The following is a 25,601-nucleotide window of genomic DNA, read 5'->3' as shown; positions in this document are numbered from 1 at the left end:
GATCCGCAGCGGTGGCCGGGCGGCTGGGCAGTGAAAACGAGTCCGCGCGTTGATGTTTCAATGAACGAAGAGTCCGATGACGGCCGCATGAGGGGCGAATGAGACAGATCTTGTTCTCGGCGATGATCGCGCTGGCGGTTTCCATCACCTTGACACCATTGCTGATCATGCTGTTTGCCAGGCGAAATGTCGGGCAGGAGATCCGGGCCGACGGACCGGTCAGCCACCAGGCCAAGCGCGGCACGCCGACGATGGGTGGCATCGCGATCCTGGTCGGCATGTGGGCGGGGTACCTGGGGGCGCATCTGATCGGGATCCGGCACGACGGGGAGGGGGTATCCGCCTCCGGGTTGCTTGTGCTCGGTTTGGCCACCGCGCTGGGCGTGGTCGGCTTCCTCGACGACTTCATCAAGCTGCGCAGGCAACGCAATCTCGGCCTGACCGCGACCGGCAAGTACATCGGCCAGCTCACCGCCGCAGTGGTTTTCGGTGTGCTGGCGCTGCGGTACCCCGCCAGCTCGGGTCTGACGCCGGGCAGCAGGCACATGTCCTACGTCCGGGACGTGGCCACCGTGTCGTTCGGCGTGATCGGGTTTCTGCTTGTGGTCAGTTTCCTGGTGGTGGCCTGGTCCAACGCGGTGAACATCACCGACGGCCTGGACGGATTGGCCGCCGGATCGATGAGCTTCGCGCTCGGCGCCTACGTGATCATCACCTTCTGGCAGTACACCAACGCGTGCGCGGTCACGCCCGGCGCCGGCTGCTACAACGTGCGCGATCCGCTCGATCTGGCGGTGGTCTGTGCCGCCGGGGTCGGCGCCTGCACCGGATTCCTGTGGTGGAACGCCGCTCCGGCCAAGATCTTCATGGGCGACACCGGTTCGCTGGCGCTGGGCGGCCTGCTCGCCGGTCTGGCCATCACCACCCGCACCGAACTACTCATGGCGGTGGTCGGCGCCCTGTTCTTCGCCGAGATCCTGTCGGTGCTGCTTCAGATCGTGGTGTTCCGCACCACCCGCAACCGACTGTTCAAGATGGCACCGTTCCACCACCACTTCGAACTCAGCAAGTGGGCCGAGACCACCGTGATCATCCGCTTCTGGTTGCTGGCCGGCGTCGCCGCCGCCGTCGGCCTGATGCTGTTCTACGGTGAATACCTCGCCGCCATCGGCTGATTCAGCGCTGACCTCGCACCGTTCGCATCCCGGATGGTCGCCTTGGCGTCGCAGGGCGGGGCGGTGTCGGCCAGCGGCGTCTGGTTCGACGTCCCCGCCGTGCGCGACGGTTGAGGCTCGGATGTGCGCTGCGGCCTCGTGGCCGATCGAGTGTGCGAAAGTTCGACCGCGGCATAGTGGTTCGCCGCACAGCGCGAGACCCCCACGGGTAGTGGGGGTCTCGTGGAACGGTGGATTTACGGACTGTTCAGATCACCTTGCGCGAGGCTGGAGGTGAAGGTGTCCCATGCCGCGGGGCTGAAGACGAGGGCGGGGCCGGTGGGGTTCTTGGAGTCGCGAACGCCGACCGATCCGCCGTCGAGATGTGCTACCTCGACACAATCTTTCACAGCGCTGCTGTGGGTGCTCTTGAACCAGTGTGCGTCAGTCATATCGTACATGCGGAGAACTCCTCTGCTATTTCTCGAATGAGAGTGCGACTTTCGGTCTCACCCAACGCCAGACGCTTGAGGTCTGTGTACACAACACGATACGCCGCAATCTCCTCCGGGCGTTCTAAATACAAATCTCCGGTGAAACCTTGGACGTAAACCACCGGTGGCTCAGTCAAATACGCGGTGGGGTGCGGCGGGAACTCCAGCAATACGAATGTTCCAACTGTTAAACCCTGATACGTTCCCGTCGACGCGGGCATCACGCGCACCGAAACATTCGGCAGCTGTGCGACATCGGCGAGATGCCGCAATTGACCGGCCATCACCGCGGTGCCGCCGGTAGGTCGGCGCAGCGCCGACTCATCGATCAGCACATCCAGGGTCACGGGATTGGTATCACTGTGGAGTCGGTCCCGGCGCAATGCCGCGATCCTTATTGTCGTCTCCACCTCCGGCGACGGCATATTGGGAAATTCCACCCAAATCATTGCGCGCCGATACTCATCGGTCTGCAACATTCCAGGTATAAACGTTGTCTGATACGAAATGATGTGATGCGCCGCGTCTTCCAGGCCGACGAACAGCCCGAAGTCCCTGGGTATCGACTCGTCGAAGGTGTGCCACCACCCCTTGGTCTTCGTCTCCTCGGTCAGCGCCAGCAGCACCTGGGTCAGCCCGGGCGAAACGTCGTAGAGCTCGCATAACCGTTTGACGAACAACGGGTTCAACCGGATCGGGATCCCGCTCTCCATTCGCCAGAATGTTTGCTTGCTGACGCCGATGGCGTTCCGCGCGGTTTCCGAGCTGACCTCCGCCGCTGCGCGAGCTCGGCGGAGCTCGCGGGCCAATAGCCTACGGGGAAGGGTCGAGCCAGTCGTCATAGCTGTATCTCCGAGGGGTCGCTGAAGAATGGCGGTCTATTTTGGAACCCAAGTGCGGCAGCGACTGTGGAACCTCACCGAAATACCGACAGAGCTCAGTCTCGGAAGGGTGCCGACCGTGTGGCTGCGGTGTTGCACTGCATGTGTTCGGAAAGCCGACCAGCCCCTACACCCGGCGAATCGGTTTCCGCGCTCATCCAACCAGCAGACTGTAATGGAGGTTTACGGATTCGCCGAATTGCTCAGTGCGACAACACAACAGGAACAATCCAGAATATAAATTCCTTCCAGGAAAGGCGCTGTATAACGATGGACGCGGACCTGAAATGGCAACTGGAAGCCATGGAAAATCGCGAGGCCCACATGGAGTTCGGACTGTCGACCTTGGCCGACCGAGCACGAAGAATGGATGAGCAACTGCGCTCGCTGACCGTCGCGGTCGGCGCTATCCGGTTCGCCGTCGACGGCCTCGCCGCGGACAGCGCGGACGTGCTGCACATTCTCCGGAGTGTCTACGGCGAAGGATGGTTCGAGGAACGCGACTCGGCATAGGTGCGCGTGGGCGAAACCGTGGCCATGCACACCAACTCCCGGCCGCCTGGTGCATGACGGCGGCCGGGAGGTCGGTGGGTCAGCCGCCGAGCTCGAATCGTTCGGCGAAGCGCGACATCTCGTCGAACGGGTTGCCGGGATCGGTGCTGCCGACGACGATCCGGGTCACCCCTTCCGCGGCAAGACCTTCGACACGTTCGGCAGGCAGGTCGATCGAACCCCAGCGGGTGTACTCGAGTGCTCCCGGGTCACGGCCTGCGGCAACGGCTTCCGCCCGGGCAAGGTCGAGTTGGCGGGCCCGTTCGTGCGGCCCGAGCATGCCGCCGGGGAAGTAGCCGTCGCCGCGGCGGCCTGCCCGGCGCGCGGCGGCGCGACTCGAGCCACCGATGTGGATCGGCAGCTGAGGTACGCCAAGGGGTTTCGGGAAGCTGACCAGCTTGTCGAAGCTGAAGAACTCGCCGTCGAAGCTGGCCCCTTCCGCACCGCCGGACCACAGCAGCCGCAGCACGTCGATGGCTTCGTCGGCGCGACGGCCGCGGCTGGCGAAGTCCACGCCGGTGGCGGTGGCTTCACCGGGCAGCGTGCCGAGCCCCACGGTCAGCAGGCGCATCCGTCCGCGCGACAGCACGTCGATGGTCGCGAGACGTTTGGCCAGAACCACCGGGTGGCGGTACGGCAGCAGCAGTACGCCGGTCCCGAGCAGGATGCGCTGGGTAGCCGCGGCGACGAAGCTCAGGCAGTCGAGCGGGTCGGGATAGGGCGTGGTGGCGAGCATTTCGAAGTCCCCGACCTTGGCGCCCGGATACAGCGCGATGTGATCGGGGAGATAGATGCCCTCGAATCCGCAGGCTTCGGCGTGCTGGGCAAAGGCGATCAGGCGATCGGGGTCGGCCCCGTAATACGGTGTGCTGTAACTGACGGCGAACTTCATCGACGTTCCTCGGTGCCGTGGGCAGCGACGATCGCACAACCGGTCCATCGAGACCGGCTGCCGGACAGGTGGTTACCCGAATTCGCAGGCCGGTGGCCGCTGCTCGGTACCGGTGAGCCGGTGCTGCAGGTCCGCCCGCAACGCGGTCAGCCGGGCGAGTGCGTCGTCCACCTCGGCGAGCTTGCGCCGCAGCACCGCCACCGAATCCGGGCAATCGTCGCCGGAACTGTGGCCCGCTCGCAGGCAGGTGACGAACGGGCGGATGTCGTCCAGCCCGAAACCGGCCGCCAGCAACGTCCGAATCTGGTGCACCACCGGCAACTCCGCCGCGTCGTAGACGCGATACCCGTTGGTGGAGCGGTGCGCCCGCACCAGCCCGTGCTGCTCGTAGTACCGCAGGGTGCGGGTACTCGTGCCGGCCTGTTGTGCCAGCTCACCGATCAGCATGCGACCTCCTCCGAGCGACCGTCCCGGCCACGCTAAACGTTGTCGCCGGTGTCAACGCAAGCGTCGCCGCCCGCCATCCCGAAAACGCGAAACGGCGGCGGAAAGCATCCGCCGCCGTGTCGAGCTTGGGTATGGCTCAGAACTCCCAGTCTTCGTCTTGGGTGTTCACAGCCTTGCCGATCACGTAGCTCGAACCCGAACCCGAGAAGAAGTCGTGGTTCTCGTCCGCGTTCGGGGACAGGGCCGACAGGATGGCCGGGTTCACCTCGGTCTCGTCCTTCGGGAACAGTCCCTCGTAGCCGAGGTTCATCAGCGCCTTGTTCGCGTTGTAGCGCAGGAACTTCTTGACGTCCTCGGTGAGGCCGACCTCGTCGTAGAGATCCTGGGTGTACTCGACCTCGTTGTCGTACAGCTCGAACAGCAGCTCGAAGGTGTAGTTCTTCAGCTCGTCGCGCTCGGCCTGGCTGACCAGCTCCAGGCCCTTCTGGTACTTGTAGCCGATGTAGTAGCCGTGCACGGCCTCGTCGCGGATGATCAGTCGGATCAGGTCGGCGGTGTTGGTGAGCTTGGCCCGCGAGGACCAGTACATCGGCAGGTAGAAGCCGGAGTAGAACAGGAAGCTCTCCAGCAGCGTCGAGGCCACCTTGCGCTTGAGCGGATCGTCGCCGTTGTAGTAATCCAGCACGATCTCGGCCTTGCGCTGCAGGTTTCGGTTCTCCTCCGACCAGCGGAACGCGTCGTCGATCTCCCTGGTGGAGCACAGCGTGGAGAAGATCGAGCTGTAGCTCTTGGCGTGCACCGACTCCATGAACGCGATGTTGGTGTACACCGCCTCCTCGTGCGGGGTCAGCGCGTCCGGGATCAGGCTCACCGCGCCGACGGTGCCCTGGATCGTGTCCAGCAGCGTGAGGCCGGTGAAGACCCGCATGGTCAACTGCTTCTCATCGGTGGTCAACGTGCCCCACGAGGGGATGTCGTTGGACACCGGAACCTTCTCGGGCAGCCAGAAGTTGCCGGTCAGCCGGTCCCAGACCTCGGCATCCTTCTCGTCGGGCACCCGATTCCAGTTGATGGCCGATACCCGATCGATCAGTTTCATCCTGCCTCCACACCTTTCCCGAGCCCGCTGCCGTGACGGATCTTCTCTCCACCGGACACTACTCCTAGTGGGTGACAAGTCCGTGCAGCACAACACCTTGTGTCGCAGCGATGCGTGTCACCGAGGCGAGAAACGCCGGGAGCCATCGCGTGCGGCCCCTATTCTGCGGCACGATCGCGCGAACGGCCACATCGGTGCTGGCGCGCCGCGCGAGATCGCCAATTGTTTGCCAGTGGTCCGTCCGTGGCTCGGCGCGTGCTGGCACCACGATGTGATCGGGGCGCGGCACGTTTGCCCGGCTCCGCCCGGTAGCGGGCGCCGCCCGGTGACCCACCCGCTCACCTGCCCTGGTTTTGCCTGATCAGGGGCTACGTTGGGCGGATAGAAGTATCACGCGTTTCGGAAGGAGTGTGTGTTATGACTAGTCCCGGCCCCGTCCGGACCGGCCCGGTGCTCAACGACATGACCATCTTCGCCGGTGTGCTGATCCTCATCGCCGGCGTGCTGCACCTGCTGACCGCCGTCGCCGCCATCGCAGGCCGCGACATCTTCGTGGTCACCGAAGATCAGGTGTTCCTGGTCGACGTCTCCGCCTGGGGATGGATCCACCTGGTGATCGCCGTGCTCGTGCTGATCGCCGGCTTCGGCATCGTCACCGGCAAAACCTGGGGCTACCTCGCCGGCATCGTCATGGCGTCGGTCAGCATCCTGGACAACTTCCTCTTCGCCCCCATCTACCCTTTCTGGGCACTGGTCATCATCGCCATCGATGTCCTGGTGATCTGGGCCCTCGCCCGCCAACTCGCCGCCCGGTAGCCCCGCCAATCCCTCGGCCCCGGCACCGCTTTCGGCGTGCCGGGGCCGCTTCGCGCCCCGCCTGCTCGTTGAGTGGCACACCATGGAGAGGTCTTCTCGGCAAACGCCACAGCCATGTGCCACTCGCCGACCTACTCGGACGGTTACCTGCAGATGATGGTGGATCAGCGCCTGCTGGCGCGGCGGTAGCCGATGGTGGCGGGGATGGCGAAGAGGAGGATTGCGCCGAGGGACCAGAGGAGGGTGAGGGTGAGGGGGCGGGCGAGGGGGCCTTCTAGGGCCAGGGCTTTCATGGCGTCTACGGCGACGGACATGGGTTGGTTGCGGACTATGGGCTGGATCCATTGGGGGTAGGCGGCGAGGGGGACGAAGCCGGTGCTGAAGAACATCATCAGGGAGGTGAGGATGGTGATGGCTTCTACCAGAGTGGCTTTGGCGGTGAAGACGGCCACGGCGGTGACGACGGTGGCGAAGGCCAACCCGAAAAGCACTGGGATGAGCAGGAATACGAGGGTCGCGAGGATGCCCTGGTGGAACCGGAAGCCGAGCAGATAGCCGACGAGGACGATGGCGAGGGTGCCCGCGAAGATGCGGCACCCCTCGGCGAGGATGCGGGAGACGAGCCCGGACGCGCGGTGTACGGGCAGTACCCAGAACCGGGCGAGCAGACCCGCGTCCCGCTCGCGGCCGAGCAGGACACCACCGGCCACCGCGCCGGACAGCGCGCCGACGAGGGTGACCATCGGTACCGAGCCGAACAGGGCGCTCTCCCCGGTGAACTTACGGATCTGGCCGCCGATGACGGTCTCCAGCATGATCAGCAGTAGGCACGGGATGATCAGGGTTTCCAGCAGCGTGATCGGATTGCGCGTCCAGCGCAACAGCAGCCGCTGGGTTTGAATCATGGTGTGCTGCACCAAGGACACAACCGACACCTCCGAACCGGTGCGGGTATCTGCGGTGGGTTGAGCCAGCAGCGCCATCACGCCCTCCTCGAACTCAGTCGGATGGTCAGCGGAATGCACAGGGCGAGAATGGCGATCGCCCATGCCAGTGGCGGCCCCATCAACGACCAGGTCACCTGGCCGGCGTTGCCTACCGTGTCACCGGCCAGTGCGCGCAACCCGATCGCGAATTGGGACACCGGCTGGTTGCGTACGAACGGCTGCACCCACGCCGGAAACTGGTGGGCCGGAGCCAAACCCGTCGAGAGCATGCCGAAGATCAACGGCGGCAATACCAACGCCTGGGTTGTCGCTTCCGGACTGCGCGACACCGTGCCGATCACATCGGCACCGAGCATCAGTGCGAGCCCGACGAGCATCGCGAACAGCAGGAAGCCGAGGGTGTGCACGGTGTCGAGACGGAACCGGAAGCCGATCACATGCCCGCAGATAACCGCCGTGACCAGCGCGATCGCCAGCCGAAAGAGATTGCCGGACATGCGCGCGGCGACGGGTACCAGCGGCCCGACCGGCATGGACCCGAAGCGCCGATTGAGCCCCGCGACCGAGTCGGTGGCCGCCCGGAACGCGGCCGAGATGGCGGTGAACGCGGCGGCCTGCAACACCACGATGGGCATCATGAACTGGGCATAGCTGCTGAATCCGGTGCCCGCGAAGGTCATCACGGTTTTCAGTGGAATGTAGAAGCTGGCCGTGAAGGCCGCGGGCGCCAGGATCGAGGCGAGCACCTCACCGGTCTTCACCGACGGCACGATCAGTCGCGTCGTCAGCACCCACCACTGCTGTGCCCGCACCGGCGTGGCTCGGGCCTGCGTCAGCCAGGTGCCCGCGGTCACGAGACCCGCTCCGCATCAACAGCTTTCAGGTCGGCATCGGCTCCGTCAGCGGAGGCCAGATGACCGGTCAGCTGGAGGAACACATCATCGAGCGACGGCCTGCGCAGCGCGATATCGACCAGTTCGACATCTGCGCCGTCGAGGCGGCGCAAGGCTTCAGCGAGAGTCTTCGCGCCGTCCGGTGCCGGGATCGCGATCCGGTCCGAGTCCGGCGTCATCGCCGCCCGAATGTCTTCCGGCAGCAGCGAACCGAGCGCATCGGCGATGACCGGCAGATCCTTCAGGTCCAGCGGCACCACCTCGCAGTAACTTCCGCCGGTCCTGGACTTCAGCTCGTCGGCGGTGCCCTGCGCGATCACCACACCGTGGTCGATCACGATGATCCGGTCGCTGAGCGCGTCCGCTTCCTCCAGGTACTGCGTGGTGAGCAGCGTGGTGATGCCCGCTTTCTTGAAACTGGTCACCAGATCCCAAACCCCTTGCCTGCTGCGCGGATCCAGTCCGGTGGTCGGCTCGTCCAGGAACACCACATCCGGGCGGACGACGAGACCGCACGCGATGTCGATACGCCGCCGCATGCCGCCCGAGTACGTGCCGACCCGGCGGCCCGCCGCGCCCACCAGATCGAACTCGGCGAGCAGCTCGACCGCCCTGGCCCGGGCGGCGCGCTTGCGCAAACCCATCAGCCTGCCGAACATCACCAGATTCTCGTAACCGCTGAGCATGTCGTCGAGCGCGGCGTACTGCCCGGTCAGCATGATGGACCGGCGCACCGCCGCCGGGTCGGCGACCACGTCGTGCCCGGCGACCACCGCGCGTCCCCGATCCGGGGCGATGAGCGTCGACAGGATGTTCACCATCGTCGTCTTCCCGGCGCCGTTCGGGCCGAGGATGCCGAGCACCTCGCCCGGCTCGGCGACGAAATCGACGCCACGCAAAGCTTTTACGGCGCCGAAGGACTTCTCGATTCCTTCGACGACGACTCCTTGTTCGGAATTCATCCTCGGCCTCCCAGATGTTCGTCGAGCACGCGCGCGATGATCGGCAGCACGTGCGGTGCGGTCAGTTCGTCGTGGGTGACCTCGACGTCGTGGTTGCTGATCTCACCGGTCACGTACGGCCGCCAGCCGTCCGGACCGAAGATGTCCGAGGTATCGACGGTCGCGCTGAAATACACGATGTCGCCGTCGAATACCGGTCGTCGATAGCCGGTGCGGGTCCGCGCCGACGCGTTGTAGGACGCGGCCATCCGTTCGATGGTGTCCGCGTCGATGAGCGAAACACCGCCCAGCCGTTCCCGAATCAGGTCGGCGGCCTCCTGTGCCGTCGCGTCGGCGGGGACGTCGTCGATGCCGAAGACCGAGCCGAAGGAGTTGACGAACGCGCCCGCGCTGAGCCGTTCGATGCTGTCGCCGTCGATATCGGCGGTGTCGGCGTCCAGCAGGGCGACGACGCCGACGGTCTCGCCCGCTTGTTGCAGCTTGGTGGCGATCGCATGTGCGATGAGTCCGCCGAACGACCAGCCGAGCAGGTGGTACGGGCCGCTCGGTTGGATGGCGCGGATCTCACGCACGTACCGGTCGGCAAACTCCTCGATCGAGCGGGCCGGTGGTTCGTGGCCGCCGAGATCGGGAGCTTGCAGGCCGTAGATCGGCCTGCCCGGCCGCAAGGCCTCGGCCAATCCCAGGTAAGTCCACGACATCCCGGAGGACGGGTGGATACAGAAGAGCGCGGGTTCGGTGCCGTCGGGGCGGATCGGCAGCACAACGTCCAGTCCGAGTCCGGTGGGTGCCGCCGTGGCGATCTGCGCGGCAGCTTGCGCGGCAATGGCGGCGGTCTCGTCGTCCGCTGCGGTGCGTGCGGCCGGGGACTGCGCGAATTCGGCGGCGGCACGCAGCGTCTCGACCCACAAATCGGCCAGCTCCGCGACCTCGTCCTGTGACAAGAGCTCTGCCGGGAAGCCGAAGCTCGCCTGCAACCGGTCACCGACCACTACGGCGTTCACGTCGATCGCCGATTGCAGTGGCACAGTGGGGTGTTCGGTGGCATGCAGATCGCCGAGCTCGTCGGTGGGCAGCCAGCCGAGTCCTTCGAGCCCGGCGGGGATGTCACCGGTGGAGTACCGGCCGAGGTAGTTGAAGCTGACCTGGCCCGGCAGTCCGGCCGGAAGTTGTTCGGCCGTCGCCGGATTCAGGTAGCGCAGCAGACCGAAGCCGATGCCCTTGTCCGGCACCGCAAGCAGCTGATGCTTCACGGCGCGGATAGCCGTGCCCATCGCCGCACCACCGGCGAGCGCGTCATCGAGGTCGATGCCGTCGAGGTTCAACCGGACGGGGTAGATGCTGGTGAACCAGCCGATCGTGCGGGACAGATCGGCGCCGGGGATCACCTCCTCTTGCCTGCCGTGCCCTTCGAGCCGCAGCAATGCCTCGGCGGTTCCGGCGGCACGAGACCGCCAGCGCACCAGCGCAATCGCCAACGTGGCGAGCAACGCGTCGTTCACCCCACCCTGGAACAATCCGGGCAGTGTGGTGAGCAGTGCGTTGGTGACCTCCGGGGAGACCTCGCGGTCGAGCATGCGCAACGTGTGCGCCTCGTCGACGGCCGGGTCCAGTGGACGGGAACCGATCAGCGGATCGGACCCGGTGATGACGTCCTGCCAGTAACCGAGCTCCGAAACCCGCTTGTCCGTGTGTGCCTCGACGACCAGGGCATGCGCCCACCGCCGCATCGACGTGCCGGTCTCGGCGAGGACCGGGGTGTTGCCGACCGACACTTGCGCCCATGCGGCGACCAGGTCCGGCACCAGGATACGCCAGGAGACCCCGTCGATGACGAGATGGTGCGCCACGACGATCAAACGTCCGGCGCGCGTGTGGGTTCCACCATCACCTACCGGGTCGAGCCAAATGAACTGCAGCACAACACCGTCAGCCGGATCGAGCCGGTTCATCGCGGCATCCAGCTCGGTCACCGCGTATTCACGCAGCTCGACCGAGTCGGCGGCGGCGTCGAACTCGATGCGGTGCACGAGCGCGTCCACCTCGACCGAACCGACTTCGCCGACCCGCAGGCACGGCGCACCGTGCTCGTCCGGGGAAAGTCGGGCGCGCAGCATGTCGTGCCGGTCGACCACGGCCGCCAGCGTGGCGACGATCTGGGCTCGATCGATGCCGACCGGCAGGTCCAGCACCGCCGTCTGCGCGAAGCGACGGTAGTCGCCACCCCGTTCGAGCATGTAGTGCACGATCGGCGTCAAAGGCAGCTCGCCGACGCCGCCGCTGGGCAGCTCTTCCAGCACGACCACCGCGCCGGCGGCATCGGCGGCCGCGGCCAGTGCGGCCACGGTCCGGTGCTCGAACACCTGCAGCGGTGTGCAGTGCACGCCGTGTTGCTTTGCGCGCGAGACCAGTTGGATGGCGAGAATACTGTCGCCACCGAGCGCGAAGAACGAGTCGTCGGCGCCGACCTTGTCGAGTCCGAGCAGCTCGGCGAAGATCCCGGACAGGGTCTCCTCGGTCGGGGTGGACGGCGCACGGTACTCGGTGCGGTCGGCGGTGAATTCCGGAGCAGGCAGCGCCTTTCGGTCGAGCTTGCCGACCGCGGTGAGCGGAATGGCATCCAGCACAACGAAGGCGGACGGAACCATGTAGGCGGGCAGAGTATCGGCGGCGACCGCACGGACCCGCGCGAGATCGAGCTCGACGTCCGGCGTCCGCACCAGATAAGCAGCAAGCGCGGTCGCCCCGGTCGGGCCGGGAACACCGAGGGTTAGGGCGAAATCGACACCGTCGACCCTGCCGAGCACGGCGTCGATCTCGCCGAGTTCGATGCGCTGACCACGCACCTTGACTTGGAAGTCGGTGCGGCCGAGGTACTCCAGGGCCAGGCCGGCGGTGGTCCGCGTCCAACGCACCAGGTCACCGGTGCGGTACATCCGCTCGCCCGCTTCGCCGAACGGATCGGCGATGAACCGGCCCGCCGTCAAGCCGGGTCGAGCGTGGTAACCGCGGGCCAGGGCGGGCCCGGCCAGGTACAGCTCACCCGCGACACCGACCGGCACCGGACGCAGCCGGTCGTCCAGGACGAGGGCGGCGGCCCCGCGCACCGGCGTGCCGATGGACACCGGCTCGCCGACTATCAGCGGCACGGAACCCGTTGCCCAGATGGTGAATTCGGTCGGACCGTACAGGTTGATCATGGTGCGATCGGCGGCCCAACGCTCGACCAGCTCGGCGCCGACTGCCTCACCCGCCACCGCGAGCACCCGCACACTCGATACCTCGCCGGGATCGAGGGTGGCCAGCGCCGACGGTGTGATCACCATGTGAGTGACCTGCTCCGCCGCAATCAGTTCGGCGAGCGCGCTGCCACCGAATACCTCCGGCGGAGCAACCACCGAGGCGCCACCCGAGCCGAACGCCATGAGCGCCTCGAATACCGAGGCGTCGAAACTCGGTGAAGCCACCTGCAATACCCGGGAGTGCTCGTCGAGTCCGAGCGACTCGCGTTGCGCGACAACCAAGTCGGCGATGCCGCGGTGCGACACCGAGACACCCTTCGGTGTTCCCGTCGAACCGGAGGTGTAGATCATCCACGCCGGGTTGTCCGGCCGGATCGGGCTCTGCAGTTCGCCGTCGCCCAGCGGACTCGCACTCGCCCGGCACCAGCGCCCGACCAGGTCCACGTCGTCCAGCACCAGCCAGTGCGTGCTGTCCGGCAGCAGCGGTCGGTAGGCGGCTACCGTGAGGCCCACGCGGGCCTGAGAATCGGTGAGCATGTGGTCGATGCGTTCCACCGGATGCTTCGGGTCGACCGGCAAGAAGGCCGCGCCGACCTTCGCGGCCGCCCACATGCCGGTCAGCAGTTCGGCCGAACGGGGAAGGCCGAGGGCGACCACGGATTCCGTGCCGACGCCGGCGTCCAGCAGCAGGCGGGCCAGCCGGTTGGTGTGGGCGTCGAGCTCCCGGTAGGTCGTGGTGTGTCCGGCGGCGACCACGGCGGGCCGGTCCAGGTACTGGTCCATTGTCCGCGCGAGCAGCTCGGGAAGCGTTGTCGTCCCGGCACTCTCGGGGCCACACACCGGCACGAGGGTGGCACGTTCGGTGTCGTCGAGGATGTCGATATCGGCGACCCGCGTGTCCGGCTCGGCCAGCACAGTCGCCAGTACGCGCCGCCATCGAGTGGCGAACGCCGCTACCGTTGCCTCGTCGAACAGGTCCGTCGCGTAGGTCAGTACACCGGACAGTCCGGCCGGGCCCGTCTCGCCGAAACGCTCGCGCAGGTCGAGGGTCAGATCGAATTGTGAAGTACGCCGGTCGAAGTCCTCTACCTCGAACCGCAATCCGGGCAGCTCCAGCACCGGCTCTATGAAGTTCTGCAACGTCAGCGACACCTGGAACAGGGGATGGTGCGCCGTCGACCGGGTCGGATTCAACACCTGCACAAGCCGTTCGAACGGCACATCGGCATTGGCGAACGCATCCAGATCCACGGCGCGCACCGCGGTCAGGAAGTCACCGAAACCGGCGCCCGGGTCGACCGGCGTGCGCAGCGCCAGGGTATTGACGAACATCCCGACCAGCTCGTCCAGCGCTTGTTCCCCGCGCCCGGCGACCGGCGTGCCGATCACCACATCGTCGGTGCCGCCGAGCCGCGCCAGCAGCACCGCGAGCGCCGCATGCACGACCATGAACAGGCTGACATTGTGCGCCGCCGCGAATTCGACCAGGGCACGGTGCAATTCGGCATCGATGGTGAACTCGACGTCGGCGCTGCGCATGGTCTGCACCGCAGGTCGCGGCCGATCGCTGGGCAACTCCAGAACATCCGGCGCCCCCGTGAGCGTGTCGTTCCAGAACTGAACCTGCCGCGCCGCCATCGAGTCCGGATCCGACTCGCTACCGAGCAGCTCGCGATGCCACAGCGCGAAATCGGCATACTGCACGCCCAGCGGAACCCTGGTCGTCTCGGCACCACTGACCCGCTCCGAATACGCGGCAACCATATCGGCCGCCAGCGGCGCCATGGACGCGCCATCCGCACTGATGTGGTGCACCACGAGGACGACGATGTGCACGTCAGGGGTATTCGTGCGGGGGGAGTCGCCTGCCACCACCGGCGCTGTGGCCATCGAGTGGCCGGACGATCCCGGCGGGGTGCCCGCCGATGGGCTGGATGCCACGGGGGAGCCGCCCGCGGTAGGGCTGGAGGTGACGGGTGACCCGCCCGCGGAAGGGCTGGACGCCATCGGAGGAACGCCTGCAGATGGGCTGGACGTCACGGGTGAGGCGCCCGCCGACGGGCTGGACGTCACCGGTGGGGCGTCTGCTGAGGGCCCGGACGTGACCGGAGTGCCGCCTGCGGAAAGACTCGACGCCACCGGTGCGAACGCGCTGGCGGAGATCCGGTCGGAAGTCGCACTCCCCGCGTCCGCCGTGACGATGCGGAACAACCCGACACGCAGCGGCGGCTCCTTGGCGATGTCGAATCCGTTGCCCGCCAACGTGTTGATTCGGGCGCGCAGTGGCGCACCGTCTTCGCTATCGACCAACACCATTGCAGGCGAGGCCATCTCGGCGCTCATCACCACCTGGCGGGGCCCGTCGGAGTCGGCGGGGTAGATCGTGCGCAGGCTTTCGTGCCGGTCGACGACGTCGGCGAGGGCCAACCGCATAGCGTCCACGTCGAGCGCACCGGTCAGCCGCAGCGCGACTGCGATGTTGTACGCCGACGAGGTCGGATCGAGCCGGTTGAGCACCCACATGCGCTGCTGCGCAGGGGACAACGGGATGCGGTCCGGCCGGATCCGCGGCGCGAGCGCGAAGCGGCCGGGCTTGCCATCGGTCGCCGGGACCACGCGCCCGGACAGCTGGGCGACGGTGGGCGCGTCGAACAGGTCACGCAGCGCGATCGTCGATCCCAGCGCCGAATTGACCCGGGCGACAACCTTGGTCGCGCTGAGCGAGTTGCCGCCGAGCTCGAAGAAGGATTGGTCGACACTGACCTGCTCGCGGCCGAGCACATCACCGAACACCTCGGCGACTGCCTGCTCGACCGGCGTGCGTGGTGCGAGGTAGGGCCGGTTGGTATCCGAGAAGTCCGGCACGGGAAGAGCTTTGCGATCCAGCTTGCCGACCGGCGTCAGCGGAATCGAGTCCAGCACGACGAGATAGCCGGGCACCATGTACCCGGGCAGCTCGGCGGCCACCTGGACGCGCAGTCGTTCGGTATCCAGTTCGACGCCCTCGGCGGGCAGCACATACGACACCAGCACGGTCGCCCCCGCAGGCCCGGCCCGGCCGATCGTCACCGCGTACTCGACCTGCTCGTCACGTGAGAGCACCGCGTCGATCTCACCGAGCTCGATGCGCAACCCGCGAATCTTGACCTGGAAGTCGCTGCGCCCCAGGTACTCCAGCTCGTAGCCGCCGTCGCGACCGATCACCCAGCGCACCATGTCGCCGGTCCGGTACATGCGCTCACCCGGCTCGCCGAACGGATCGGCGACGAAGCGACTCGCGGTCATCTCGAACCGGTTGAAGTAGCCGCGAGCAAGGGCCGGTCCGGCGAGGTAGAGCTCGCCGGCGACCCCCACGGGCACCGGCCGCAACCAGGTGTCGAGCACCATGTTCGCCGCGCCGCGGATCGGCCCGCCGATGGTGATCGGCTCGCCCGCAACGAGTTCCGCCGGTCCGGTGGCCCAGATGCTGAACTCCGTCGGACCGTACAGGTTCACCATTCGCCGCCCGACGGACCAGCGTTCGATGAGCTCGGGCGTGGCCGCCTCTCCGGCGACCGAGAGCACTCGCAGGTGGTCGAGATCGGTCGGGTCCATGGTGGCCAGCGCGGACGGCGTGATCACCGCGTGGGTGACCCGTTCGGTACGCAGCAGTTGTTCGAGTTCGCTGCCGCCATAGACATCCGGCGGGGAGACGACCAACCTGCCACCCGAGCCGTGCGCGGTCAGCAGTTCGAACACTGAGGCGTCGAAGCTCGGCGACGCCACCTGCAACGCGCTCGCCGTCGGATCCAACGCCAGCGAGTCCCGCTGGGTGGCAACCAGATTCGCGATACCGCGATGGCTGAGCAGCACGGCTTTTGGCTTGCCGGTGGAACCGGAGGTATAGATCAAATACGCGGTCTGATCGACATCGATCGGGCCGCCGCGCTCCTCGTCGGTGATGGGATCGGCGGACACCGTCATCACCCGGCGGATGGTGTTGAGGTCATCGAGCAGCAGCCAGTCGATGCTGCCCGGCAGCGTCTCACCGGTCGCGGTGACCGTCACGCCGATGGGCGCCTTCGAGTCGGTGAGCATGTGCTCGATCCGCTCGACCGGATAGTGCGGGTCCAGCGGCGCGAACGCCGCGCCCGACTTGGCCAGCGCCCACACCGCGACCACCGACTCCAGCGAGCGGGTGAGGGCGAGCACGACGAACACCTCCCGCCCGACGCCCCGGCTCAGCAGCAACCGCGCGAACCGGTTCGACCAGGCATCGAGCTCCCCGTAGGACATGGTGAGCTCGCCCGCGCTGACCGCGATGGCATCGCCGTCGATGGCCGCACCGGCGGCGAGGATGTCGGGCAGCGTGCGCACGGGCAGCGACTCCGGTCCCCGCACCGGCAGCAGCGCGGCACGTTCGGCGTCGTCGCAGTACTGCACCTGCGAGACCAGGGCGCGCGGGTTGTCGGCGAGTTGGGTGAGCAACCGGACGAAACGATCCAGCAGCGGTTGCGCGTCCGCGGCAGCGAGCTGATCGGCCATAAATTTCAGGCTGACGCGCAAGGTGTCGTGACCGTGCGCGCCGCGCAGCGGGATGACCATGAGGTTCAACGGGTATGGCGTCGCGTCGGTGCCTTCGACGTCGAGCACCCGCATGCCCGCGATGTCCAGCGCCTGCGAGAGCGCCTCCCGGTCGATCGGGTAGGACTCGAAAACGGTGAGGGTGTCGAACAATTCGGCGAGACCGACGGCCTGATGAATGGCGGCCAGTCCGACATGCTGATGATCCATCAGCCGCGCCTGCTCCGCTTGCAGGCGGGCGAGCAGGTCGACCACCTTCTCCGCCGGATCGAGGCGCACCCGCACCGGCAAGGTATTGATGAACAGGCCGACCATCTCCTCGACACCGGTGAGCTCCGGTGGCCGCCCGGAGACCGTGCCGCCGAACACCACATCGGTGCGGCCGGTGCGCATGGCGAGCAGCATCGCCCAGCTCGCCTGCACGAGCGTGTTGACCGTGGCACCGGATTCGCGAGCGGTCGCCTCCAATCGAGCGACGGTGTCGGCCGACAGCTCGGTGGACAGCATGCCGGTCTCGGTCGATTCGATGCCCGCCAAGGTCGGCACCGCGCGGGTGGGGGTATCGATGCCGGCCAGCGATTCCCGCCACGCCGCAATCGATTCGGCGTCGTCCCGCTCGTCCAGCCAGGACAGGAATTCGCGATAGGAGTGCGCCGGTGGCAGCGCCGACGCGTCGCCCGAGGTGACGTACAGCGCGAGCAGCTCGCGCACCAGCAGCGGCGTCGACCAACCGTCCAGCACCAGATGGTGATTGGTGAGCACGAACCGGTAGGCGTCGGCGGCGGTGCGGATCAGCGTGAAGCGCACCAGCGGCGGCCGGGTCAGCTCGAAGCGGGTACGGGCGTCCAGGGCGATCACCCGGTCGAGTTCGCGCTGCCGCAGCTCGGCATCGTCGATGTCGGCCAGATCTACTTCCTGCCATTGTATTTCGGCGTCGGACAGGACGAGCTGACGTGGACCGTCGTCGGTTTCCACGTAGGCGACCCGCAAGTTCTCGTGCCGGGCCACCAAAGCCTGTGCGGCGGTGCGCAACCGGGCCGCGTCGACGGTGCCCGCCAGGGTGAGCAGCGACTGCACCGTGTAACCGTCGGCGGTATCGGAGTCGTAGAGCGCGTGGAACAGCAGGCCGTATTGCAGCGGCGAGAGCGGCCACACGTCGGTGAGATGCGGGTAGTCGCGTTCCCAGGTGTCGATCTGCGACTGCGTCACCGGGACGAGCTCGAAGTCCGACGGTGTGCGGCCGCCCGAGCCCGCGGACACGGCATGCGCGGCGAGCGCTCGCAGCGCCTCGGTCCAGCGCTCGGCGAGCCGGTCGACGTCGGCTGCGTCGAGCAGCCGAGATGCGTACGCCCAGGTCACTTCCAGGCCGGTGTCGGTGAGTACCGCGTTGATATCGACGACGGCGGCCAGCGGCGCCCGATCGTCCTGGGTGGCCGCAAAGCGTTGCGGCAGCCACGGTCCGGTGTCGGCGCCGGTGGTCGCCCGGCCCAGGTAGTTGAAGCTGATCTGCGGCGTGGACCCGTCGGCGAGGACCGCGGCGGTGTCGGCGGTGAGGTAGCGCAGCATGCCGAAGCCGACACCCTTGTCCGGCACCGCCCGCAGCTGTTCCTTGGTGGTCTTGATGGCGGTGCCCGCCGCGGCGCCACCGGTGAACGCGTCGGCGAGATCGATCCCGGTCAGGTCGACGGCCACCGGATACACGCTGGTGAACCAGCCCACCGTGCGCGCGACATCGGCACCGGGCAGGATCGCCTCGGTCCGGCCGTGCCCTTCCAAGGTGAACAGCGTCGCGGTCCGCTCGCGCCACCGCCCGATCGCCATGGCGAGCGCGGCGAGCAGCACATCGTCTGCGCTGCAATGGAATCGATCGGGAGCGGTGCTGAGCACGGTGTGCGCGATATCGGGCGTGATGACGGTCTGCCGGTGCGCCATGGTCGCGACGACATCGACGGCCGGGTCCAAAATGTCCGCACCGAGCGCCGGATCGGGGGTCGACAGGATGCGTTGCCAGAGCGGCAATTCGGCGGCCCGTTCGCCCGCCTGTGCCGCCTGACCGTGCGCCCAGCGGCGGAACGAGGTACCGACCGGTGCGAGGGTGCCACCCAGCGCGGCGGTGGCGAGATCGGGCAGCAGGATGCGCCAGGAGACACCATCGGTCACCAGGTGGTGCAGCACCAGCCAAAGCACGGGTTCCGCATCGTTGTGCTCGATCAGCACGATGCGGGCGACCACCCCTGCGGCGGGATCGAGCAGATCGGCGGCGCGCTGCAATTCGCGCTCGTAGGTTTCCTCGGTCTCCGGTCCGGCCGTGACGACATCCACCAAAGATTCGGCAGCCACCGAACCACGCTCGGCCACCACCCATTCCCAGCGCCCCGCGGTGTGCCGCAGCGACGAACGCAGCAGATCGTGCTGGTCGAGCAGCGCCTGCACCGCCGTGACGAGTCGAGCCCGCTCGAAGCCGGCGGGCAGTCCGACGAGCACCGCCTGAGCGAATCGCCGCCAGCTGTCGCCCTGGTCAAGCATGGCGTGCACGATCGGCGTGAGCGCGACCGCGCCGACCCCGCCACCGGGCAGCTCGTGCACCACCTGTGCCTTCACCTCGGTGGCGACGGCGGCCAGCGCGGCAACGGTCTTGCGCTCGAACACATCCCGCGCACTGAGCCCGATACCCGCGGCTTTGGCCCGCGACACCAGCTGGATGGACACGATGCTGTCCCCACCGAGCGCGAAGAAGCTCTCGTCGACGCCGACCGACTCCAGCCCGAGCACCTCGGCGAACAGCGCGGCCAACGCCGCTTCGCGCGGGGTGGACGGCGCGCGGCTGACGATCGCCCGCGCCCCGAAATCCGGTGTGGGCAGCGCCTTGCGGTCCACCTTGCCGAGCGGTGTGAGCGGGATGCTGTCGAGCACCATCACCACCGCAGGCACCATATAGGCCGGAAGTGTCTCTCCGGCAGCAGCTTTCAGTGCCTCGGGATGTACCTCAGCCCCGGGCTTCGGCAGGACATACGAAACGAGCGCGGTGGCACCGGATCCCGTTTCGGCTCCGACCGTGATCGCGAAGTCGACCTCCGGATGCCGTTCCAGCGCGGCATCGATCTCCCCGAGCTCGATGCGAAAGCCGCGGACCTTCACCTGGAAGTCGCTGCGCCCCTGGTACTCCAGCTCGAGCCGGCCGCCGCGGTCGCTCCAGCGCACCAGGTCGCCGGTGCGGTACATGCGCGCCCCAGGTTCGTAGGGGTTCGCCACGAAACGCTCCGCGGTGAGCCCATTGCGCCGGTGGTAGCCCCGCGCGAGTCCGGCACCGGCCAGATACAGCTCACCGATGGTGCCGGGCGGCACCGGCCGCAACCACGGGTCGAGCACCACGGCGGCGACACCGCGCACCAGGCTGCCGATGGTGACCGGTGCGGCAGGGACGAGTCCCTCGCTCAACGTCGCGGTCACCGTGGTTTCGGTGGGGCCGTACCCGTTCAGGAGGGTGCGACCGGACCACTTGATCACCAGTTCGGGCGGGCACGCATCGCCGCCGACGATCACGGTGCGCAGCTGCGGCAGGGTCGCCGGATCGAGCGAGCCCACGACCGTCGGTGTGACATTGAGATGGGTGACGCGATGGGCGCGCAGCACTTCGGCCATCTCCTCGCCCGCGTACGCGGCGGGCGGCACGACGGCCAGGGTGGCGCCGCAGGCCAGCGTCACCAGGATCTCCTCGACCGAAATGTCGAAGCTCGGCGAAACCGCATGCGCCACCACGGAATCGGCGGTCACGCCGAACCCGGCTCCGGAACCGGTCGCGAGGTTGGCCAATCCGCGATGCGAAACCAGCACGCCCTTGGGCAAACCGGTCGATCCCGAGGTGTAGATGATGTACGCGACCTGATCGAGGTGCATGGCGGCGGTGACGGCGGTCGTGTCCTGCTCACGCACGCTGCGCGTGGTCGCCTCGTCATCGAGGATCAGCCAGGTCACCCGCTCCGGCAACGACTTCCGGGCGGCCGCGGCGGTCACCCCGGCGACCACACCGCTGTCGCCGACCATGTGCTCGATCCGGTCGGCGGGATAGGTCGGATCGATCGGCACGAACGCCGCGCCGGTCTTGGCCACCGCGATCATCGCCAGCACCGACTCGGCCGAGCGGGGGATCGAGATCGCCACGGCGCGTTCCGGTCCGGCGCCGTTCGCGATGAGTACCCTGGCCAACTGGTTCGTGTACTCGTCGACCTGACGGTAGGTCAACGCGGTAGCCCCGGCTCGGATCGCCACCGCATCGGGATCGAGTGCCGCACCGGCCGCGAGGATGTCCGGCAGCGTGCGAGGCGTGACTCCTGCGGGCCCGCGGGCAGGCGCCAGCTCGGCCCGCTCGTCGTCGGACACCACCGGCACCGTCGACAGTGCGGCTTCCGTACCCGCAGCGAGGAATTCGTGCAGGAACAGCAGGAACCGGCGATGGTGCGCCGCCAATTCCGCGTCGCTGTACAGGTTTCCGTTGGCCTGGAAATCGATGTGGGTGCTCTCGCCGCCCACGCCCGGATACACATTGACGAACAGATCATCGATCAACCCGGAGGTCAGCACGTGCAGGCGGCCGGTGACCGCGCCGAGCTGAATCCTGGTGTCCACCATCATCAAATTCACCGAGGGCCCGAACGACGCGGTCTCGTCCATCGGCCAGCCCAGATCGCGGAAGATGTCCTCTTGGCGGTAACGCTGCCGCCGCAGGGCACCCGTCAGCTCGCCCTGGGCTGCTCGAATGACGTCACCGACCGTGGTGGTCGGCGTCATGGTCAGCCGCAGCGGAACGACATTGGCGATCATGCCGCCGGACCGGCGCAGGACCGCCGTGGTACGCGCCGAAACAGGAAGGCTCAGCACAACTTCGGGCGCACCGGTCATCGCCGCGAGGTAAGCCCCGAACGCCGCGACCACCGTCGGCGCGACACCGGAGGAGGCCGCCTTCGCGACGTCGTCGAGCAGCGCGGTGGTCTCCGCAGGCAGCGCACCCGCGACGCGACTCGGGTGCGCGTCGACGGCGGCGGTGCGACCGGCGAGACTCACCGGATCGGCCATCCCGCCCAGGTGCTCGAGCCAGTACTCGCGGTCGGTGCCGAACCGATCAGAACTGCGGTACGCGGCATCGGCCTCGACGATCCGGCGCAGATCCTCGGCCTTCGCGGGGGGCGGCTCCTTGCCCGCCACCGCCGCGTTGTAGAGCTCCCCGGTGCGCTGCACCATGGTCAGCGCGCCCATGCCGTCCAGCACGATGTGATGGATCCGGGAGTACCAGTACCAGCGGTCGTCGGCGACCCGCAGCATGACGACGCGCACCAGCCGGTCGCGGGTCAGGTCGAGCGGAGCGTCGTATTCGGCCCGCATCCACGCGTGCGCGGCGGCCACCGGATCGTGCTCACCGCGCAGATCCAGGGTGTCCAGGGTGTCGTCGAGGGTGGTGTCCACGAACTGGTACGGATGGCCGTCGACCTCGACGAGCCGCAGATACCCCGTGCCGAATTCGCGGCCCGCCTGGCGCGCCGCATCGGCGAGCAGGTCCAGGTCGATCGGTCCGCTCAACTCGACGTACTGGGCGATCGAGATCGGCGTGTCGCCGGCGATGTGCTGGGCGAACCAGATGCCGCGCTGGGCTGCGGACAGCTCGAAGGCGTCCATAGGCAGAGCGCGGGCGTCCATAGGCAGAGCGCTGCCGGATTCGGTGGGCGAGGGGAGAGGCTGTTGCATGAATAGTCCTACGTTTTTACCGCCCGCAGCTGCCGCGGAGTGACCGCCGCTGAGCCACCGCGGTAGTGGTAGTACTTGCCGCACAGCTCGCGACAAGATTCATTCTGAACCGATGACGTGTGCACCGATGGCGTTTGCCGACATGAGGTCAGAACATGCCGACAGGCGCGTCCCGAACGGACATCGTCGGGGCGCGCCTGGGGAATTCAGGCCGACTTCGGCAGTGCGAACTCGCCCGCGGTCAGCGGTGCATCGGAGCCCGCGAGGTAGCGCTGCAACGTCGAGCGGTCGTCCAGCACCAGCCAGGAGATCGCGTCGGTGAGCTCGCCGCGCTGCGACTTGGTCGTCACACCGAGGGCGGTACCCAGCGCGAACGAACCGTCGTCGGTGATCGGCGCGGGGGTGGCGCCGATCTTGACGATGGCCCGCTCGGCGACCACGGACTCGATCTCATCGGTGATCGCGATCGCGATCCGGGTGTTGGCCGCGGCGCCGATTCCGAGCAGCAGCCGAGCCAGCCGGTTCGACCAGCTGTCCAGCTCGGCGTAGGTGAGCGCGCAGTCGCCGGTGGACACCACGACCGCGTTCGGATCGACCTCGGCGACGGGCCGCGCGAGCGGCAGCAGGCGGATGTTGTCGAGCGATTCGGTCAGCGTATGCATGGTGTTTGTTCCTCGAAGTCTCGGTGAAGAGGTTCTCTTGCGTACCTCTAAATCTCGTCTACGAGGCGACACTTCGACAGCAACCCAAGCGCTGGTCGAGGTACCTCCCAGGGTGGGGAAATTTTCACCCCAGGGGGTACTGCGGAGCTACACAGGCTCAGTCGGTGACGAAGCCGTTGAGCGTGCCGCTCAGATCGGCGAGCAGGGCGCGGGCGGCGGTGAGGCCGTTGCCGTGCCAGACGGTGTCCTCGACGGCGAACACGCGCTTGTCGGTCGCGGCGCCGAGGTCTTTCCACTCCTCGGTGCGCATAACCGTCTCGCCGCGCTTCTTGCCCTCTTCACCGGCGAGGAGCACGTAGATCAGGTCGCCTTCCACCTTGGTGGCGAACTGGTCCGGGGTGACATCGAACGAGGCGCCGCGCTGCGCGGTCGGCCGCTGCACACCCGCGTCGCCGATGACCTGACCAGCGAAGCTGTTGTTGCCCTGAACTTCGTTGGTATCGGCGGTGAATCGGATGAGCGAGGCCTGAGTTTGATTGGCGGCGATGTCGTTGCCGGTGGTGGTCGCCTGGGTGCGGTAGTCGTCGAGCGCGGTGTCCGCGGCCGCGCGCCGGCCCAAACCCGCTGCGAGCGCGGTGAATTCGGCCTGCCAGCTGTTGTTCGCGCCGACCAGCACGGTGGGCGCGATGGCCCGCAGTATGTCGAAACTCGCGGTGGCAGTGGGGATATCGCCGAGAATGAGGTCGGGGTGCAGGTCGGCGATGAGCTTCGGATCGGGCTGCGTGGCGGAGCCGACGCCCGGGATCTTCAGCACGCCGGTGCCGAGATAGGCGGGCTGCGGGCTCGGGCCGTCCAGGGTGACCGCGCCGACGACGCGTTCCCACAGACCGACCGCGCACACCGCGTCCAGCGCCGAGGTGGTGAGCACGACGATGCGCTGCGGGTCGGCGGGCACCTCCGAGACGCCCGCGGCGTGCGTGACGGTGCGTGTGCTGCCGTTGGCCGGGTCGGGTGCGCTCGGCAGCGCACAGGCCTTGCTGGTGTCGCGTTCGAGCCCGACCACACCGGCCCCGGCGATGTTCGTGGTGGTGCGCACGATGCTGCTCGCGTCGTCGGGTGTGCTGCTGCACCCCGCCGCGACGACCGTCGCGCATAACGCCGCGACAGCGACGATTCGGCGCCGTGTCACACGGGCGGTGCCGGATCGGGGAGAGGCTGTGCGGTTTCCGATGCGAACGTAGGCGCTCAGCGGCATGCGGGTGAGGGTACATGCGTGCCGGGAACACGGCGGGAAGTGCCCACCGTGCCCCGCGGGCTTGTCGCGACGAGCCTGCCTCAGGCGCTGTCCCCGCCGATGCTGAAGCGCGCGCCGGTGACATCGGCGACCGACGCCATCCGGCCGTACGGGGTGTCCTGCGGCGCGGACAGCACCGTGCCGCCGAGCTCGACGACCTTCGCGGCCGCCTTGTCCACATCGTCCGCGCCGAAGTACACGGTCCAGCTCGCGGGCACACCCTCGGGCAGGAACGCCGAAGCGTCCATCACTCCGCCGAGCATCGGGCTCTGCGAATGGATCGTGGTGTAGCGGAACTCCGGTGCGTCGGAGATGGTGAACGGGTCCTGCCAGTCGAATACGGTGCGGTAGAAGTCGAGTGAGGCGTCATACGCGCGGGTGTGCAGTTCGAACCAGGAGGGCGCGCCCGCGTGGTCGCGCCACTGCCCGTCGTTGACCAGGGCCCGGGTCTCGAAACCGGCGAATTCGCCTGCCTGCCAGACGCCGACGCTCGCACCACCCACATCGCCGAGGACCGCCATCCTGCCGACATCGCCGACCGGCATCGGCGCCAAAGCCACCGAAGCGCCTTGCGCGACCGCCTTTTTCACGGTGGCCTCGACGTCGGGGCTGGCGAGGTAGATCGTCCACAGCTCCGGGCTGTCGACGTCGCCGTCCATTCGTCCCATCGCGCCCGCGACGGAGAGGCCGTCCTTGCGGAAGGTGACGTAGCCACCGAACTCCGCGCCGGCCCGCTCGGCGGTCCAGCCGAATAGCTCGCTGTAGAAGGTGACGCTGCGGTCGAGATCGGACGAGTAGAGATCGACCCAGCAGGGATCGCCGGGCTTGGGCTGGTTCTGGTCGGTCATAGCTGGTCTCCTGGACGAGGGTGGAAGACTGATCACCGATATAGACGCCTGCCGCACCCGAAACTCATCGCGGCGGCCCGGTCCACCCGGACCAACGAAATACGACACAGAGTAGG

Annotated in this window: 15 protein-coding genes; 3 read left to right on the top strand and 12 right to left on the bottom strand. The window is 67.5% G+C overall.

Translation table 11 applies throughout. The annotated features are described in order from the left end of the window. Positions 1–98: 98 nt before the first annotated feature. A complete protein-coding gene (mraY, locus tag DBO33_RS33265; protein WP_107658576.1) occupies positions 99–1,175 on the top strand; it encodes a phospho-N-acetylmuramoyl-pentapeptide-transferase in 1,077 nt (358 codons plus the stop codon). Between the two features lie 236 nt (positions 1,176–1,411). Here mraY and DBO33_RS33260 read toward each other — a convergent pair whose 3' ends face one another. Together DBO33_RS33260 and DBO33_RS33255 are read right to left on the bottom strand one after the other, a co-directional pair. Then, positions 1,412–1,615 (bottom strand): DUF397 domain-containing protein, encoded by a 204-nt coding sequence (locus DBO33_RS33260; protein WP_234391174.1) that lies wholly within the window; start codon positions 1,613–1,615, stop codon positions 1,412–1,414. Beyond that, complete coding sequence (locus DBO33_RS33255; RefSeq protein WP_107658574.1) at positions 1,603–2,490, bottom strand: DUF5753 domain-containing protein; 888 nt, start codon at positions 2,488–2,490, stop codon at positions 1,603–1,605. Before DBO33_RS33255 ends, DBO33_RS33260 begins: the two co-directional genes overlap by 13 nt. Before the next feature lie 309 nt (positions 2,491–2,799). On the opposite strand from DBO33_RS33255, the gene DBO33_RS33250 reads away from it, so the two are divergent. Further along, positions 2,800–3,042, top strand: a complete 243-nt coding sequence (locus DBO33_RS33250; RefSeq protein ID WP_107658573.1) for a hypothetical protein — start codon at positions 2,800–2,802, stop codon at positions 3,040–3,042. 79 nt (positions 3,043–3,121) lie between these two features. Here DBO33_RS33250 and DBO33_RS33245 read toward each other — a convergent pair whose 3' ends face one another. The 3 genes from DBO33_RS33245 to nrdF form a co-directional block, all read right to left on the bottom strand. Beyond that, positions 3,122–3,973, bottom strand: coding sequence for a TIGR03619 family F420-dependent LLM class oxidoreductase (locus DBO33_RS33245; protein WP_107658572.1), 852 nt, complete (start codon positions 3,971–3,973; stop codon positions 3,122–3,124). 72 nt (positions 3,974–4,045) lie between these two features. Continuing rightward, entirely contained in the window at positions 4,046–4,420 is a 375-nt protein-coding gene (locus DBO33_RS33240; RefSeq protein ID WP_107658571.1) for a MerR family transcriptional regulator, read from the bottom strand. Positions 4,421–4,556: 136 nt separating this feature from the next. Further along, complete coding sequence (gene nrdF, locus DBO33_RS33235) at positions 4,557–5,519, bottom strand: class 1b ribonucleoside-diphosphate reductase subunit beta (protein ID WP_107658570.1); 963 nt, start codon at positions 5,517–5,519, stop codon at positions 4,557–4,559. 417 nt (positions 5,520–5,936) lie between these two features. Here nrdF and DBO33_RS33230 point away from each other — a divergent pair, with 417 nt between their 5' ends. After that, entirely contained in the window at positions 5,937–6,335 is a 399-nt protein-coding gene (locus DBO33_RS33230) for a DUF7144 family membrane protein (RefSeq protein WP_107658569.1), read from the top strand. A gap of 164 nt (positions 6,336–6,499) precedes the next feature. Here DBO33_RS33230 and DBO33_RS33225 read toward each other — a convergent pair whose 3' ends face one another. The 7 genes from DBO33_RS33225 to DBO33_RS33190 all read right to left on the bottom strand — a co-directional run bounded on the left by DBO33_RS33225 (position 6,500) and on the right by DBO33_RS33190 (position 25,485). Further along, the gene (locus DBO33_RS33225; protein ID WP_107658568.1) at positions 6,500–7,318 is read right to left on the bottom strand and encodes an ABC transporter permease; all 819 of its coding nucleotides are present in this window, start codon (positions 7,316–7,318) and stop codon (positions 6,500–6,502) included. After that, positions 7,318–8,136, bottom strand: a complete 819-nt coding sequence (locus DBO33_RS33220; protein ID WP_107658567.1) for an ABC-2 transporter permease — start codon at positions 8,134–8,136, stop codon at positions 7,318–7,320. Before DBO33_RS33220 ends, DBO33_RS33225 begins: the two co-directional genes overlap by 1 nt. Then, positions 8,133–9,137: an ATP-binding cassette domain-containing protein gene (locus DBO33_RS33215; RefSeq protein ID WP_107658566.1), complete on the bottom strand. Its 1,005-nt coding sequence runs from the start codon at positions 9,135–9,137 to the stop codon at positions 8,133–8,135. The genes DBO33_RS33220 and DBO33_RS33215 overlap by 4 nt, the downstream gene beginning before the upstream one ends. After that, complete coding sequence (locus DBO33_RS44240; RefSeq protein WP_234391173.1) at positions 9,134–22,681, bottom strand: non-ribosomal peptide synthetase; 13,548 nt, start codon at positions 22,679–22,681, stop codon at positions 9,134–9,136. Before DBO33_RS44240 ends, DBO33_RS33215 begins: the two co-directional genes overlap by 4 nt. Before the next feature lie 206 nt (positions 22,682–22,887). Then, positions 22,888–23,343 carry an AMP-binding protein gene (locus DBO33_RS33200; protein ID WP_107658565.1) on the bottom strand — a complete coding sequence of 152 codons (456 nt, stop codon included), beginning with the start codon at positions 23,341–23,343 and terminating at the stop codon, positions 22,888–22,890. 157 nt (positions 23,344–23,500) lie between these two features. Next, positions 23,501–24,598: an ABC transporter substrate-binding protein gene (locus DBO33_RS33195; RefSeq protein WP_107658564.1), complete on the bottom strand. Its 1,098-nt coding sequence runs from the start codon at positions 24,596–24,598 to the stop codon at positions 23,501–23,503. A gap of 80 nt (positions 24,599–24,678) precedes the next feature. Continuing rightward, positions 24,679–25,485, bottom strand: coding sequence for a VOC family protein (locus DBO33_RS33190; RefSeq protein ID WP_107658563.1), 807 nt, complete (start codon positions 25,483–25,485; stop codon positions 24,679–24,681). Between the last annotated feature and the right edge of the window lie 116 nt (positions 25,486–25,601).

The organism is Nocardia suismassiliense, assembly GCF_900269665.1.
GTDB classification, from domain to species: domain Bacteria; phylum Actinomycetota; class Actinomycetes; order Mycobacteriales; family Mycobacteriaceae; genus Nocardia; species Nocardia suismassiliense.
Note: the sequence above shows the minus strand (reverse complement) of the source record. Positions and strands in the feature narration are given on the sequence as shown.

Excerpts from the sequence above, each read along its gene's own strand:
- mraY (WP_107658576.1), top strand. The coding sequence starts at position 99 with ATGAGACAGATCTTGTTCTCGGCGATGATCGCGCTGGCGGTTTCCATC.
- DBO33_RS33260 (WP_234391174.1), bottom strand. The coding sequence starts at position 1,615 with ATGTACGATATGACTGACGCACACTGGTTCAAGAGCACCCACAGCAGC.
- DBO33_RS33255 (WP_107658574.1), bottom strand. The coding sequence starts at position 2,490 with ATGACGACTGGCTCGACCCTTCCCCGTAGGCTATTGGCCCGCGAGCTC.
- DBO33_RS33250 (WP_107658573.1), top strand. The coding sequence starts at position 2,800 with ATGGACGCGGACCTGAAATGGCAACTGGAAGCCATGGAAAATCGCGAG.
- DBO33_RS33245 (WP_107658572.1), bottom strand. The coding sequence starts at position 3,973 with ATGAAGTTCGCCGTCAGTTACAGCACACCGTATTACGGGGCCGACCCC.
- DBO33_RS33240 (WP_107658571.1), bottom strand. The coding sequence starts at position 4,420 with ATGCTGATCGGTGAGCTGGCACAACAGGCCGGCACGAGTACCCGCACC.
- nrdF (WP_107658570.1), bottom strand. The coding sequence starts at position 5,519 with ATGAAACTGATCGATCGGGTATCGGCCATCAACTGGAATCGGGTGCCC.
- DBO33_RS33230 (WP_107658569.1), top strand. The coding sequence starts at position 5,937 with ATGACTAGTCCCGGCCCCGTCCGGACCGGCCCGGTGCTCAACGACATG.
- DBO33_RS33225 (WP_107658568.1), bottom strand. The coding sequence starts at position 7,318 with ATGGCGCTGCTGGCTCAACCCACCGCAGATACCCGCACCGGTTCGGAG.
- DBO33_RS33215 (WP_107658566.1), bottom strand. The coding sequence starts at position 9,137 with ATGAATTCCGAACAAGGAGTCGTCGTCGAAGGAATCGAGAAGTCCTTC.
- DBO33_RS44240 (WP_234391173.1), bottom strand. The coding sequence starts at position 22,681 with ATGCAACAGCCTCTCCCCTCGCCCACCGAATCCGGCAGCGCTCTGCCT.
- DBO33_RS33200 (WP_107658565.1), bottom strand. The coding sequence starts at position 23,343 with ATGCATACGCTGACCGAATCGCTCGACAACATCCGCCTGCTGCCGCTC.
- DBO33_RS33195 (WP_107658564.1), bottom strand. The coding sequence starts at position 24,598 with ATGCCGCTGAGCGCCTACGTTCGCATCGGAAACCGCACAGCCTCTCCC.
- DBO33_RS33190 (WP_107658563.1), bottom strand. The coding sequence starts at position 25,485 with ATGACCGACCAGAACCAGCCCAAGCCCGGCGATCCCTGCTGGGTCGAT.